We start from the raw sequence: 13,899 nt of genomic DNA, 5'->3' as shown, positions 1-13,899 counted from the left end.
CATGCAACAACCGCTGGTAGCTCCCAAAGAGGATCCCGACGATATGGATCTTCAAAAATTAATAGCTTTTTATGATGAGACCCTGGGCTTCTGTCCCAACAGTGTAAAAACTATGCACATTCGCCCTAAAATTGCGTATGCTTTTATCGAGATGAATAAGGCTGTAATGGAGAATCAGGGTCGTGTGACCAGCGCTTTAAAGCGCCTGATCGGCTACGTTACCAGTCATGTAACGGGATGCCGCTACTGTCAGGCACATACGATCCGCGCTGCAGAACGCTATGGAGCGGAGCAGAGCCAACTGGAGCAAGTTTGGGAATATCAGACCAGTGATGCCTTTTCAGAGGCTGAGAAAGCAGCCTTGGATTTTGCGGTGGCCTCGGCATCAGTACCCAACGCCGTAGACGATGCCATTGCACAAAATTTACGTACTTATTGGGATGAGGGAGAAATTGTTGAAATGCTTGGAGTAATAGCACTCTTTGGTTTTCTCAATCGATGGAACGATTCCATGGGCACGGAAATGGAAGAAGGAGCCATAGAATCTGGCCAGACATTTTTGGCAGTGAAGGGTTGGACGGTAGGGAAACACCGATACGATTGAACTGGTTTTATAATAACAATTACGCTTTTGAAAAAACAGCAGGGGCAAGAACTGATTAAACAGTGGTTTAAAACTAAAAACTGGGTATGGGCAGACTTCCAAAAGAAGGCGGCTAAAGCCTATCTGGCGGGAAAGAGCGGTATGGTAAATGCTCCCACCGGTAGTGGAAAGACTTATGCCTTATGGCTACCTATTCTCATCAGGCATATCGACTCGGTGGCGCATCCCGGAGCCAAGGCAGGGAAGGGGCTTCAGGTGTTGTGGATTACCCCTCTTCGGGCCCTATCGCGTGATCTACATCGAAATATGGAGCTGGTATGCCTGGAGATGAATCTCCTTTGGGACGTGGGCATCCGCACTGGCGATACCACCTATAAAGATCGGCAGCAACAACGGACTCGGATGCCCGATGCATTGATTATCACACCGGAAAGTCTGCATATCCTTTTTTCTCAAAAAAATTCTGAACAGATTTTTCGCCATGTACATACCGTAGTCATCGACGAATGGCATGAGCTGATGTCTACCAAGCGTGGTACCCAAACCGAACTGGCCTTAGCCCGGCTTCGTAGCATTAACCCGGATTTGCAAACGTGGGGAATTTCGGCCACGATTGGTAACTTAGACCAAGCCCGACAGGTGCTGCTAGGCGTAGGAGCTCCACTGGAGGAAGCAGAACTGATAAAGGCTAAGAGCAAGAAAAAACTGGCCGTCAGGAGTATTATTCCCAGCAAAATCGAAAATTTACCCTGGAGTGGTTATATGGGCATCAGGCTTGTCGATAGCGTAATAGACATTGTTAGGAAGAGTAAAACTACCCTGATTTTTACAAATACAAGGTCTCAAACCGAGGTTTGGTACCGGACCATCATAGAAAAGTATCCTGAATTTGCCGGGATAATGGCACTCCATCACGGCTCATTAGACAGAGAAATTCGAGATTGGGTGGAAGATGCCTTACATCAGGCAAGGTTGAAATTGGTGATTTGCACTTCGAGCCTTGATTTAGGGGTGGACTTCAGGCCAGTAGAGACTGTGATACAGGTAGGGAGTCCTAAAAGTATCGCTCGTTTTATCCAGAGAGCGGGTAGGAGTGGTCACCAACCCGGGGCACAGAGTGTTATTTACTTTTGTCCTACCAACGCCTTGGAACTAATCGAAGCGGTTTCCCTGAGAGATGGAGTCGATAAAAATATTTTGGAAGACAGGCCTCCTGTAATGCATGCCTACGACGTGCTAGCCCAATGGTTGCTGACCCTGGCGGTAGGAGAAGGATTTGAGGAGGAGGCACTCTTTCAGGAGATAAAAAAAACCTATGCATACCAGTATCTCGAACGAGCCGAATGGGAGTGGCTATTGGGCTATATTAGCACGGGCAGTCCCTCCTTACAAGTATACGATGAATTTAAGAAAGTGGAACGTATAGAGGGACGATACAAGGTGTTGAGCAGGAAAGTGGCTATGCGGCATCGCCTTAGCATGGGGACCATCGTTTCGGAAACTTCGTTAAAGGTCAAAATGCAGCAGGGGAAATATCTGGGTAGCATTGAAGAGTCGTTTGTTTCACGGCTAAAACCGGGAGATGTATTTTTCTTTGGTGGGATGTCTGTAGCCTTCGTGCGCCTACACGAAATGACCGTCACCGTAAAGAAATCTTCGAGCAATAAAGGCCAGCTCGTCCGTTGGGCGGGAGGACGCATGCCCTTGTCCTCTCAGCTGTCAACTTTTATAAGAAAAAGGCTGGCAGAGGCATTGGAAAACCCTGGTCAAGAAAAAGAGCTGGATCGACTTCAACCGCTGTTGCAACTGCAGGCGCAACGCTCGATTATTCCCAATATGGATACGCTACTGATCGAGCAATGTGCGACCAAAGAGGGCTACCATATCTTCGTGTTTCCCTTCGAGGGGCGACTGGTTCATGAGGGTATGTCCATTTTGCTAGCCTATAGACTTAGCCGCCTGATGCCCATTGGCTTTTCTGTGGCTATGAACGACTATGGTTTTGAAATGCTTAGCGACCGCTCGGTAGACCTAGATGGAATTTTGGGGGAGATAGATCTGTTTTCCGAAGACAATCTTGTCGATGATATATACCATAGCGTGAACGCCACGGAAATGGCTAAAAGAAAATTTAGGGAAATAGCCGCCATAGCAGGCTTGATGTTTCAGGGTTATCCTGGTAAGCATCAGAAGGCCAAGCATCTGCAAGCCTCAGCTTCATTGCTATTTACGGTTATGTCCAAATATGAAGATCATAATCTTTTGGTAAAACAAGCCTATCAGGAGGTCTTTACCTATCAGCTGGAAGAAGAAAGGATGCGTGAAGCGCTAGGGAGAATATCACAGCAACAGATTCGTATAATAAAAACCAGCAAACCTTCGCCATTTGCTTTCCCTATTATGGTAGATCGGCTCAGAGAACAACTAACATCAGAAAAATTAGAGGATCGTATTCAAAAGATGCTCGCACAATACAGTAATGCAGATTAAATTAAAGAATCATTCGTTTCAACTTCTGGCCGACCGGGCCATATTCTGGGAAGATACCCAGACCCTTCTGATTGGTGATTTACATTTAGGAAAGGTTACACACTTTCGAAATGAAGGAATCGCTATCCCTAATGGGGCAGCGGCAGAAAATTTTATCGTCCTCGACAGGCTCATGCAGAAAACAAAGGCCAGGCGCATCATTCTCCTAGGAGATCTTTTCCATAGTCGCTATAATCGGGAATGGGAAGAATTTGTGGCTTGGAGGCGAGGCTACCCTTCGGTTTCGATACTGATTGTGCTTGGCAATCATGACAGCCTTGCCCAGCATCATTACCAGGACGCGGCGCTAATTGTTTATAGGGAAGAATATCAGGAAGGGCCTTTTCTATTTTGCCATCATCCCAGAGATGAGGCACAAAATACGCAGTATGTCTTTTGTGGGCATATTCATCCCGTTTATGTATTAGCAGGAAAGGGGCGTCAGACTTTTCGATCCCCCTGTTTTGTAATAGACCCCTTTCAAGCCATCTTACCTAGTTTCGGAGTTTTTACAGGTGGATACAAGGTCGGCTGGCTTCCAGATCGACGTATTTTTATGCTGGCCAATGAAATGATTCTAGAGGTTCCTAATCCAATGAGTAAAACCAAAATATGAATGGTACGACTTTTTGAATTTGTCAGCGTCTTCAACTTTCCTCAAATCAAATCTTATGGATTTATTAAGCGGTCAACCCTGGTGGTTTTATAAAAATGGATTTTCTTTTGCCTATCCGGCCCTGAAAGAGGGCGGCTCTCACGATATAGTAATCATGGGAGGAGGGATTACAGGAGCACTGCTCACCTGGTATCTTACCGAAGCAGGATTTCAGGTTACCGTACTCGAAAAACGGCATGTGGGCATGGGTAGTACTTCAGGAAGTACAGCCCTACTGCAGTATGAAATAGATACCATGCTCGTGGATCTGACCGAAATGGTAGGTGCCGAAAATGCTAAAAGGAGTTACCTGCTCTGTGTGGAGGCCATTGGTAAAGTTCAGCAAATTGTGAAAAAGTTGGGGGGCGACATTGAATTTGAACTGAAGAAAAGTCTTTATTACGCCACTTATAAAAAGGAAGTAGGAGACTTGAAAAAGGAATACGAAGCCAGAAAAAAGATTGGTATTGATGTAGACTGGTGGGATCAGGGGGAATTGGGAAAGCATTTTCCACACTTCCCGCAATCGGCAGCGATACTTTCTCATGACGGAGCCCAGGTGGATGCGTACCAGTTGGCCCATGCCATATTCCAGTATTGTATTGGAAAGGGCGCCCAGGTATACGATACCGTTAAGGTTCAGGAAATTGTTCACCAGAAATCTGGGGTCAAGTTAATTATGGAAGATGGCCTGGAGCTAAAAGCGAAAAAATTGGTGGTGGCCAGTGGCTATGAATCACAAAATTATATTTCAAAACCTATCGTTCGGTTGCATTCTTCCTATGCCATTATCAGTAAGCCCTTTGCCTCTGATGAGCCATTATGGTATGAAAATGCGCTTCTCTGGGAAAGTGCCCGTCCATACCTTTACATGCGCACAACAAGTGATAACCGGATGCTAATCGGGGGAAAGGACGAAATGTTTAGCAGTGCCGTAAAACGCGATAAACTCCTAGCGAAGAAAACCCGCCAGCTTGAAAGCGACGCCCAGGGGTTGTTTCCAGAGCTGCCCTTCGTTACCGACTATAACTGGTGTGGGACTTTCGCTGAAACAAAGGATGGTCTTCCCTATATCGGTTCAGTAGCAGAGCACCCCGATACTTTTTTTGCCTTAGGATTTGGTGGAAATGGGATCCTGTTTAGTGTGCTGGCTGCCGAAATCATTAGGGATCTGTTGAAAACCAAAAAGAGTGCGGGTGCACATCTATTTGGCTTCGATCGTTGAGGATGAAGAGGATATTGACCTGCCTTCTGTATTATCAATAAAATTACCAATTCTCCGAATTTGCTTGTTGAAGGGATTGAAAAACTGCAAAACCATAGGAATGTGTTTCTTGTTGCGTTGAACAATAATAGGCGTCTCGGGAGCGAATTTTTTCAATCCAACCTTAAAGTCTTCGGTACTGGCAACGATGGAAGGGTAGGTTTCTTCGCCTATAAGGAGCATCATCGGAGGGGTGCTTCTATTTAAGTGAAACAGAGGAGACGCATCCTTCCATACGGTTTCCTGCAGGCCAAATGTGTGGGCGTAACTATCCCCTTTACCGGGCTTTTCTTTCTGGAGATACCCATACATATTCAGTCCCGCTGCATCTATAAGGATCGTTCCTTTGATGGGATTCGGCATACCCAGCGAATCGAAGTAGCCGTTGTCAGTGGAAATCAAGGAGGCCAGATGGCCGCCAGCAGAGTGTCCGGAAACAAATATTCTGTCGGGGTCTCCCCCATATTTCTTGATATTATTTTTCACCCATGCCACTGATTTCGCCGACTCAAAGGCCATTTGCTTATAATTCGCCTCGGGGCTCAGGGTATAGTCGATGATAACGGCTACCATTCCTTTGGCTGCCATATTGCGCCCCATCAGGTTGTACTGATTCTTATTTCCTGAATTCCAGTTCCCGCCATGAATAAACAACCATACCGGCTCTGATTTTTTATTAAATCGTTTTTTGTAAATGTCCAGACTCAGAGATTCCATATACTGAATATTTCTGGACCGCTTGGTAGTGAGAAGCGAACAGGCGGACAGACCGAATAGAATAAAAAGAAGAGAAAAGGATTTTAGAACTGGTAAATAGGGATTAATAGATTTCACAGAAAAGAAGATATGTGGATGGCGCAAAGTGTTACATACGACGAGGATGCCATTACAGATCATTGGTCCGTATGTTCGTGAGGCTATTTCTCAATAAAAACCTGGCGAGCATACGGACCTCATCACCCATTTAATTATACTTTTTTGGGAGGTAAATCGAATGCGATTGCATCATGTTCGAAATGACCTTTGTGTGAGCCGTCACAAAATGGCTTGTTAGCCGAGAGGCCACAACGACAAATGGATACTACAGTACGACCTTGAAGGTTATAGGCATTGCCCTTTGGGTCTACTATCTCGAAATCGCCATCTACTTTAAGCGATCCGTTGTTATTTACGGTTAATTTTACTTTTGACATATCTAAAATTTAAGTTGCAAATATAGTCATCACATCCTTTCGGTAATCTGTAAATGCTTATTTAGGATCATTCAAGGTACCTTATACGATCCCGGGGTCTGCCCCATGGTAAACACAAGCTGTTCTCGGAAGTAAATAAAATTGCGTGCCATAGCGGTAAGAATCTTTCCAGGATGCTTTTTATATTGAATGTCAAATATATAGAAGTAATAAATCATGAAGATTTTCTGCTTTAAGGCTCTTTTTGTTTCCACTGCCGGATTCATGTGTACTGTTTCAGCCGCATTTGGCCAGGTAAGTCAGCATCAATCTTCACTGGTTACCTCCTTACGCATTTCGGCGGATGCCTTTGTCAAAACCTTGAATTCTGAGCAACGTGAGATCGCTATAGTCGACTTTGAAAGCCCTTTGCGTTTTGACTGGCACTTTGTGCCCAGAGAGCGAAAGGGGTTAGCGCTTAAACAGATGAACAGAGTGCAAAGAGAAAAGGCATTGGCCATGGTTCAATCCCTGTTAAGTTCAGAAGGATATAGGAAAACAAAGGAAATTATAGATCTTGAAAATGTACTACGGATTGTCGAAAATCGCCCGCCGAATGACCTTCGCCGGGATCCGGAAAATTATTCTTTTATGATATTTGGCGAGCCTGGAGCTAACCCATGGGCCTGGAGAGTCGAAGGACACCATCTGTCTGTACATTTTACCATTATAGGACAGGAAATAGCCTTTACGCCGGGTTTTATGGGAAGTAATCCGGGGAAAGTGCTGGCGCAAATGCCACAGAAAAACAGGGTAGTACTGGCCGATGAGCAATCTCTTGCTTTTGAACTGCTTCATAGCCTCAAACCCGCTCAACTTAAACAAGCGATTTTGTCTGTCAAATCGCCTTACGACATCCTAACAGGCAATGGTAGGAAAGCCTCTCTGGCTAGGTTCGAAGGAGTCTCCTATCAGGCGCTTGCCCCTGCACAGCGTAAAATTTTGACTACCCTGATCAAGGAATATCTCAATCGCTATCATATCACCTTGGCCAACCAGCAATGGAATAAGCTAGAAGCGCAGGGCTTGGCAAATATCTATTTTGCTTGGATGGGCGACCAGCAACCCCTGATGGGTAGTGATAAAGGGCATTATTATAGGATTCACGGGCCGGGTTTTTTGATTGAGTTTGATAATACCCAAAACGATGCAAATCATATACATACCGTGGTCCGCGATTTGGAAAATGATTTTGGAGATGACCTTTTGTCACAACATTATAAGATGGACCATATAAAAGAGTAAATTTTCCAAAGCCCGCCGAGATTGGTTTATTTGCACTATATTTCCGTATGTCAGAAGAAAGAAAAAAGAATATAGGCCCATTTCGATATTTCGTATTGAATAAACCGCAAAATATGGTCTCGCAATTTAAGAGCAACGATACGGTAAATTTATTAGGTACCTTATCCTTTGAATTTCCAGAAGGAACGCATGCCATAGGGCGCCTGGATAACGACTCTGAAGGATTACTTCTCCTGACTACCGATCAGCGGATTACCCGTTTGCTATTTAACGGACCGGTAAGTCACCAAAGAAAGTATATGGTGCAAGTGAAAGGTGAAGTTACTGAACAGACCATTGCCATCTTAAGTACGGGGATAGATATTCTGGTAGAAGGCCCTACCTATTACAAAACGCTTCCCTGCGAGGTAAGCCGGGTAGAGCATCCAGAAAGTTTATATGCGCAGTTTGAGCCGGTAAAACACTATGGGCCTTATACCTGGCTACTGATTTCCAATGCAGAAGGGAAATTCAGACAGATCCGAAAGATGGTACGTGCAGCAGGGCATCCTTGCAGAAGACTTATCAGAGTGGCAATCGAGGATCTAACCTTGGGTAACTTAAAGCCAGGTGAGGTGGCAGAACTCACTGAGGCAGATTTCTATACCAAACTTAAACTGGAATTACCCTCATAATGGGGATCCTGAAGGGGTGTTTGTGTTCCATTTTTACGAAAAAATTACTTTGAAATAGTCTTAAGGATTTTAATCTTAATTTTTTAGCAATATGAATTTAATTGGCAATATCATTTGGTTGATTTTCGGCGGATTCGCCGTTTTTGTGGAATATATGATCGGAGGTCTTTTGTTATGCCTTACCATCGTAGGCATTCCGTTTGGGCTGCAATGTTTTAAAATTGGTCTTTTTACCTTGCTTCCATTTGGCCAGCAAGTCCGGGAGGCACCTCAGGCGAGTGGCTGCCTTTCTTTGGTCTTCAACATCATTTGGATCGTGGTCGCCGGCTTTTGGATCGCTCTCACACATCTTTTTTTCGGTATTCTTTTGGCAATTACCATTATCGGCCTGCCCTTCGCCCAGCAGCATTTTAAATTAATGCGTCTTTCTTTTGCTCCTTTTGGCAAAGAGTTTTACTGATCATGTTCCATAAACCAAATATAAACATCGGAAATGAGTATGCAGGCAATGGCCCTAGTAGGGGATGGCAGTAGGAAGTCCTTCAGATTAGAAACCAGGGGAATTCCGGAACCCGGCCCCGGGCAGGTCAGAATTCGGGTAGCGGCAGCAGGTGTAAATCGTCCCGATATTTATCAGCGTAAGGGTAATTATCCCCCTCCGGCTTGGGCTCCTCAGGATATTCCCGGATTGGAAGTCGCTGGTATAATTGAAGCCCTAGGCGCAGATGTGGATCCACAACTTTCAGATAAGAAGGTTTGTGCCCTTGTTGTTGGAGGAGGCTATGCTACTCATGTGCTGGCAGAGGCGGGCCATTGTCTGGAGATACCCCAGGGATGGTCTTATATCGAAGCGGCCTCTTTGCCAGAGACCGTTTTTACGGTCTGGCATAATGTCTTTCAGAGAGGTAGACTGAAGGCGGGAGAAGGTCTGTTGGTTCATGGAGGGAGCAGTGGTATCGGGATAACTGCCATTCAGCTCGCAACTGCCCTCGGTGCAAAAGTGTACGCCACAGCAGGAAATCCCGTAAAATGTGCTGCCTGCGAAGATTTAGGTGCTATTCGCTGTCTAGATTATAAGAAACAAGACTTTGTATCCGAACTTGGTAAAGAGGAGATCGATGTAATTCTAGACATGGTGGGAGGAGACTATATTTCTAAAAATTTGTCCCTGCTAAATGAAGAAGGCCGTTTAATTTTTATTAATACCATGCAGGGTAGCAAGGCTGAGATCGACTTTGGGCTTGTTATGAGAAGAAGGCTACATATCAGCGGAAGTACTTTAAGGAACCGCTCCAATATCTTTAAAACTCAGCTAACCCAGGAAATAATTGCCAACGTCTGGCCTTTATTGATTTCGGGAAAGTTTAAGCCTATCATTTTTCAGGATTTACCCCTGTCAGCAGCCCAAGAAGCCCATCAGATTCTAGAGGAAAGTCAGCATATCGGTAAGGTAATACTGACAATTCCAGGCTTTAGCCATTAATCTGATTGAAAATTGGTTATCAGGAAAAAAGTAAAAAGGCTCTGAATCAACGATTCAGAGCCTTTTTGAAAAATGGAAGTGTATTATCGATTGACCATAAATTTATGGACGGAAGTTTGCCCATCGTTATGGGTAATCCGGAGCAGGTACATTCCCGTAGACAGATTTTTCACGGAGACCTGGTTTTCACTAGGTGGGGTGCTAGTGCGGTATATAGATCGGCCGTTGAAATCCACTATCTGCAGAGACTTCACCAGACTCCAGTCCGGGGTGTCTACTTTCAGAAGTTCAGATGCCGGATTTGGGGAGAGTGTAATACGCGTAGCATCTTTTTCGAACTTAATATTGCGTATACGACTGAAGGCGAAAGTGGCATCACGGTCCACCATTTTTAACCTGTAGAAGTTTTCTCCGTCTACTGTATTTGGATGGTTGAAACTGTAATTTCTTGCCATAACACCTTCTCCTTTGCTGTTTACTTGTCCCAGCTTGCTCCAGGTTTTGGCATCTGCACTATGTTGAACTTCAAAATAAGAACTATTGGACTCTTCTGTGGTGGCCCAATTCAATAGCGCTGTACTACCTTCCCTTCGCACCTCAAAGGATGCTAACCTTACCGGAAGGGGGGTTCCTACCTGGAAATTCTTAAAAGTTCCTTGGTTGGTACCATCCCTATCCGAGACACTTGGGGATAATATGGTAGAAGCAACGGTGACAACAGCTTGCTCCTCTACAACCCCTTCTACCGGTATGGTAAGGATGCAGTTGGAGGCATTTGGAATAGGGGCACTGTTACTGATCAGAATCTGTCCTGAGGCCGAATCTGTGTCATTCGTAATACTCCATAAGTTTCCGCAATTATCGGTTATGGAAAGGGGGCTGGTATATCGGACAACATTGGTATTGATAGATACGGATATTCTAGCTGCATTGGCGGGCAATGCGTCAGGTCCATTCTGTTTGAAGTTCAAATCGATGATACCCTGGCTACCAGCCGGGATGCTTGTCGGTGTAGTGGAGATGGAAGCAAGTTCCAAATCTACGGACTGAGCCAGACAGGGGGTGAAACCTGCCAGCATTAAGGAAAATATAAGTGCTTTTTTCATGATATGCGTGGTTTTGAGATTAGAGTTTGGTGACAGGATTGATTATCACGTTATTCACAATGGAGGATTCACCACCTGAGCCATCGGGAATGTTGACAGTATTCATCAAAGTTTCTGCAGTCCCACCAATTCGGCCTATAAGGAAGCCTACATATTTTACCTCTTGAGCTGGTATCTTCACAGTAGGTGTTTTGGAGGTGATAACATATTCTGTACCCATATCTACTATATTAAAATCGCTGTTATCTAAAGCATAGGACGTACCGTATATCGTGTAGCTTGTAAGAAGAGCGGGGGTCAGAGTAATGCCGGATCCACTCGGAAACTTACTGACGGTGAAGGTAATGGTCGATCCTGTCGATGCATTTCCAACATTGCTAATGGCTACAACATATTGTAACGTGTTCAAATTGTTGATCTTGAGCTGAGATCCGGAAAATAACTGAGCGGGAGTCAGATCTGGCAGGGCCTGCACCAAAATATATAAGGTGGCACTGGAACAGTCAGATCCAGTCGCACAGGTCTGGTAGGTAAAGTTCGCCGGACCGAAATAACCAGGCTCTGGCGTAAAGGTATAGCTGCCATTCGCCAATAGGTTGAGCGTGCCTACTCCAGGAATGTTTGTATTTTGAGGAACCACTGTTAAGGTCTCACCGGTTGGGCCGTTGTCATTGCTTAATACGCCTGTGATCTCAGTTCTGGTAAGGGTCTTGTTCATGCCCACGGTGACATAGTCATCGGCGGCTGCTACCATGTCAGAGACTCCGGGAGCTAATACACTCACTTGTACCGTTGTAGTTGTACAGAGTAAGGATGGACTTTCACATACCTGGTAGGTTATGATGTCAGTGCCATAAAATCCTGGATTGGGGGTGTAAACCATATTGCCACTACCGTCTATGGAAGCAGTGCCGTTGACAGGCTGCACCGAAATGGTAGGGGTGGCCAGGGTTCCTCCAATATTTCCCGGTCCGTCGTTTGTCCCGATTTTAACCATGATAGACGAGGGACTGCTGGGAGCTCCCTTGGCATAGGCGTAATCAGGGTTGGCAGCAGGTAGGTTGGTATTATTGTCTTTGTCCAGAACCGATATTCTAAGTGATTCCGTCGCGCAATCACTCGTTTGGCCGGTAAGGCAAACGGGAACCTGATATTTATAGACACCGGGTGCAGTACCATTAAAAGTGTAGGAGCCGTCTGGATTCATAGTAATACTCGCTCCTGACGGATTGCCAATGGTGGGCATAGGGATTCCGTAGGTAACTGTGCCTGTTATTACATCATTGGTGTTTACCCTGCCCGTAGTGGCAATTCCGGGGTAAGTAACATTAAAATCGGGTAAGGTATTGAGGCAGACAAGGCCGCCAGCTCCCAGAATGGTGCGGGTGTCAATAAAGGCTGAATATACCCTGACGGAATTGAGTAAAGATGCTAGGGAGTTAACCGTGATACGAAGTTCGTCGAAGGGTTTTTGCGCTACAAATCCAATATTATAAGGTTCGTTCGGACTTCCTCCAGTCAGGTTGGCCAATAATGAGAGCTCGAGAAGCTGGGAATTTTGAATGGTTTCTTGCAGCACACCATCCAAATAGGTTTTTAAAGAAAGATTATTAAAAAGGTTCAGTTTTAGAATGCCGGAAGGGATATCGATGGCAAAACCTGCGGTAGTACCAATGGGATAGGTGCTCAGTGGATCCAGCACGGCCAGCGTCACCGCACCACCTACTCCTACCGTAGTAGACAGGGTAGCGAAATCGCTATCTACTCCATTGATTACGTTCCAAGGATTAGCCACAGTTCCTCCCACCGAGGCTAATCCTGTGACACCTGTCGCCTGGCTGTTAATAATGGTTGGGAAGGTGGATGGTCCCCAGTCATAAGTTTTGTTACATGCCAAGGTAGCAGCACAAAGTTTCTCTACCACTAACCCGTAAATTTTAACCGAGCCCAGGTTAACGCTAAGAGGAAGGTCGAAGGTAATTTTTACTGCATCAAAAGTAGTATTTGATACGATACCTATGCGTTGTCTGGAGGGGTCTGTTACCAAAAGGCTGCTCACTCCGGCTAATACTAGATTGGCAGGGCTCGTTTGCACAACAGCCCCATTATTAAGTAAGGTAATTTGTATCCCGCTTAAGACGTCCAGAGAGAGCAGCGAATTCGATTCGATATCGAAGCCAGCAAAGGTGTTTAGGGGCAAACTGTCGATTGGATTGGTTACAGTAAGGGAGGCTGAACCGGCCACTGCTGCGGTCGTCGACAAGGTTGCGGCAGTATTAGCATCATTATCTATGACCGCGTTCGTATTCGTAAATGAACATACCAGACAGGTAGTTGAAAGGCTAGTTTCTACTTTCAATGGATGAGCCGGGCTGGTAAGTGCTGTAGGTTCGTTGCAATTTAAACCCGGTCCTTTAGCAAATCTTTTAACTTCAGCATAATAAACCGTTTTTGTACCAATACCAACAGCCGAGGCATCATATCTTATTTCATTAAAGGGTTTGCTGGTAAAAAAGCCGAGTTTTGCGGCACCTCCCCCCAATAGTCCAAGGGATATCAGAGAGGCAGCGTCTTTATCCTCCTGCAAGGTACCATTTAAATATGTTTTGATGCTACTATTCCCAAAAACGGCAATATCATCATTGCTTAAAACAAATCCGGCATAGCTTCCTGCAGGATATACATTGGAACCCGTTGCATTATTGTCTTTAACGCTAATCCAAGCACTCGATGCTATGGCATATCCCCAAGTCGAGGCGTTTTCGAGATTCGCATCTATTAAGCGGTTCTTATTAGAAAATTCGTCTGAACCGAGTACCGTTGAAGAAGTAACGGTCAGATTGGAATAGGTATTCGTTATCAGTGGTGAAAATGTATTCGCAGGGGCATTACTGCTTTGTGCCTGCAGATTTAAATTTCCTAAAAAGAGAAATGCTATGAATAGCATGGCAAGTGTTCGTGGCCTTTTCAGCATTTTGCTGAAGATTTTAGTAGATGAATGGTTCATAAAAATAGTTGTGTTTTGTTCATTTAGTGATTACTCAAATCTTTAATTTCATTTTTCAAGTAGTGTTACTGAGCGGTAGGCAAATGCTTAATCTTTGATT

12 protein-coding genes are annotated in these 13,899 nt (G+C 45.0%); 8 read left to right on the top strand and 4 right to left on the bottom strand.

Annotated features, from left to right (window positions below; genetic code table 11):
• Position 1 precedes the first annotated feature (1 nt).
• The 4 genes from X939_RS0118205 to X939_RS0118190 are packed head-to-tail and all read left to right on the top strand — an operon-like array spanning position 2 to position 5,013.
• Positions 2 to 604 (top strand): carboxymuconolactone decarboxylase family protein, encoded by a 603-nt coding sequence (locus X939_RS0118205; RefSeq protein ID WP_025764716.1) that lies wholly within the window; start codon positions 2 to 4, stop codon positions 602 to 604.
• 27 nt (positions 605 to 631) lie between these two features.
• Positions 632 to 3,094, top strand: coding sequence for a ligase-associated DNA damage response DEXH box helicase (locus tag X939_RS0118200; protein ID WP_025764715.1), 2,463 nt, complete (start codon positions 632 to 634; stop codon positions 3,092 to 3,094).
• The gene (pdeM, locus tag X939_RS0118195; protein WP_025764714.1) at positions 3,084 to 3,749 is read left to right on the top strand and encodes a ligase-associated DNA damage response endonuclease PdeM; all 666 of its coding nucleotides are present in this window, start codon (positions 3,084 to 3,086) and stop codon (positions 3,747 to 3,749) included. The genes X939_RS0118200 and pdeM overlap by 11 nt, the downstream gene beginning before the upstream one ends.
• A 55-nt stretch (positions 3,750 to 3,804) precedes the next feature.
• Positions 3,805 to 5,013 carry an NAD(P)/FAD-dependent oxidoreductase gene (locus X939_RS0118190; RefSeq protein ID WP_025764713.1) on the top strand — a complete coding sequence of 403 codons (1,209 nt, stop codon included), beginning with the start codon at positions 3,805 to 3,807 and terminating at the stop codon, positions 5,011 to 5,013.
• Here X939_RS0118190 and X939_RS0118185 read toward each other — a convergent pair.
• Both X939_RS0118185 and X939_RS0118180 read right to left on the bottom strand, forming a co-directional pair.
• Positions 4,993 to 5,886 carry an alpha/beta hydrolase gene (locus tag X939_RS0118185; protein WP_025764712.1) on the bottom strand — a complete coding sequence of 298 codons (894 nt, stop codon included), beginning with the start codon at positions 5,884 to 5,886 and terminating at the stop codon, positions 4,993 to 4,995. The two genes, X939_RS0118190 and X939_RS0118185, sit on opposite strands and share 21 nt — an antisense overlap.
• 134 nt (positions 5,887 to 6,020) lie before the next feature.
• Complete coding sequence (locus X939_RS0118180; protein WP_025764711.1) at positions 6,021 to 6,245, bottom strand: CDGSH iron-sulfur domain-containing protein; 225 nt, start codon at positions 6,243 to 6,245, stop codon at positions 6,021 to 6,023.
• A gap of 216 nt (positions 6,246 to 6,461) precedes the next feature.
• Between X939_RS0118180 and X939_RS0118170 the strand changes: the two genes are divergently transcribed.
• The 4 genes from X939_RS0118170 (at position 6,462) to X939_RS0118155 (ending at position 9,686) form a co-directional block, all read left to right on the top strand.
• Positions 6,462 to 7,529, top strand: coding sequence for a DUF3500 domain-containing protein (locus tag X939_RS0118170; RefSeq protein ID WP_229236098.1), 1,068 nt, complete (start codon positions 6,462 to 6,464; stop codon positions 7,527 to 7,529).
• Between the two features lie 47 nt (positions 7,530 to 7,576).
• Positions 7,577 to 8,203, top strand: coding sequence for a pseudouridine synthase (locus X939_RS0118165; protein ID WP_025764708.1), 627 nt, complete (start codon positions 7,577 to 7,579; stop codon positions 8,201 to 8,203).
• Positions 8,204 to 8,294: 91 nt separating this feature from the next.
• Positions 8,295 to 8,663: a YccF domain-containing protein gene (locus tag X939_RS0118160; RefSeq protein ID WP_025764707.1), complete on the top strand. Its 369-nt coding sequence runs from the start codon at positions 8,295 to 8,297 to the stop codon at positions 8,661 to 8,663.
• A 33-nt stretch (positions 8,664 to 8,696) separates the two neighbouring features.
• A complete protein-coding gene (locus X939_RS0118155; protein ID WP_310588076.1) occupies positions 8,697 to 9,686 on the top strand; it encodes an NAD(P)H-quinone oxidoreductase in 990 nt (329 codons plus the stop codon).
• An 83-nt stretch (positions 9,687 to 9,769) separates the two neighbouring features.
• Here the strand turns inward: X939_RS0118155 and X939_RS23210 are convergent, their stop codons facing one another.
• Both X939_RS23210 and X939_RS0118145 read right to left on the bottom strand, forming a co-directional pair.
• Positions 9,770 to 10,792 (bottom strand): T9SS type A sorting domain-containing protein, encoded by a 1,023-nt coding sequence (locus X939_RS23210; RefSeq protein WP_084299553.1) that lies wholly within the window; start codon positions 10,790 to 10,792, stop codon positions 9,770 to 9,772.
• A gap of 19 nt (positions 10,793 to 10,811) precedes the next feature.
• Positions 10,812 to 13,766 (bottom strand): Ig-like domain-containing protein, encoded by a 2,955-nt coding sequence (locus X939_RS0118145; protein WP_025764704.1) that lies wholly within the window; start codon positions 13,764 to 13,766, stop codon positions 10,812 to 10,814.
• Positions 13,767 to 13,899: the final 133 nt, after the last annotated feature.

This window comes from Dyadobacter tibetensis Y620-1, from assembly GCF_000566685.1.
Classification (GTDB): Bacteria; Bacteroidota; Bacteroidia; order Cytophagales; family Spirosomataceae; genus Dyadobacter; species Dyadobacter tibetensis.
Note: the sequence above shows the minus strand (reverse complement) of the source record. Positions and strands in the feature narration are given on the sequence as shown.

What these genes read in the sequence shown, in the direction of transcription:
- X939_RS0118205 (WP_025764716.1), top strand. Translation starts at nt 2, where the DNA reads ATGCAACAACCGCTGGTAGCTCCCAAAGAGGATCCCGACGATATGGAT.
- pdeM (WP_025764714.1), top strand. Translation starts at nt 3,084, where the DNA reads ATGCAGATTAAATTAAAGAATCATTCGTTTCAACTTCTGGCCGACCGG.
- X939_RS0118190 (WP_025764713.1), top strand. Translation starts at nt 3,805, where the DNA reads ATGGATTTATTAAGCGGTCAACCCTGGTGGTTTTATAAAAATGGATTT.
- X939_RS0118180 (WP_025764711.1), bottom strand. Translation starts at nt 6,245, where the DNA reads ATGTCAAAAGTAAAATTAACCGTAAATAACAACGGATCGCTTAAAGTA.
- X939_RS0118170 (WP_229236098.1), top strand. Translation starts at nt 6,462, where the DNA reads ATGAAGATTTTCTGCTTTAAGGCTCTTTTTGTTTCCACTGCCGGATTC.
- X939_RS0118165 (WP_025764708.1), top strand. Translation starts at nt 7,577, where the DNA reads ATGTCAGAAGAAAGAAAAAAGAATATAGGCCCATTTCGATATTTCGTA.
- X939_RS0118160 (WP_025764707.1), top strand. Translation starts at nt 8,295, where the DNA reads ATGAATTTAATTGGCAATATCATTTGGTTGATTTTCGGCGGATTCGCC.
- X939_RS0118155 (WP_310588076.1), top strand. Translation starts at nt 8,697, where the DNA reads ATGAGTATGCAGGCAATGGCCCTAGTAGGGGATGGCAGTAGGAAGTCC.
- X939_RS23210 (WP_084299553.1), bottom strand. Translation starts at nt 10,792, where the DNA reads ATGAAAAAAGCACTTATATTTTCCTTAATGCTGGCAGGTTTCACCCCC.
- X939_RS0118145 (WP_025764704.1), bottom strand. Translation starts at nt 13,766, where the DNA reads ATGCTGAAAAGGCCACGAACACTTGCCATGCTATTCATAGCATTTCTC.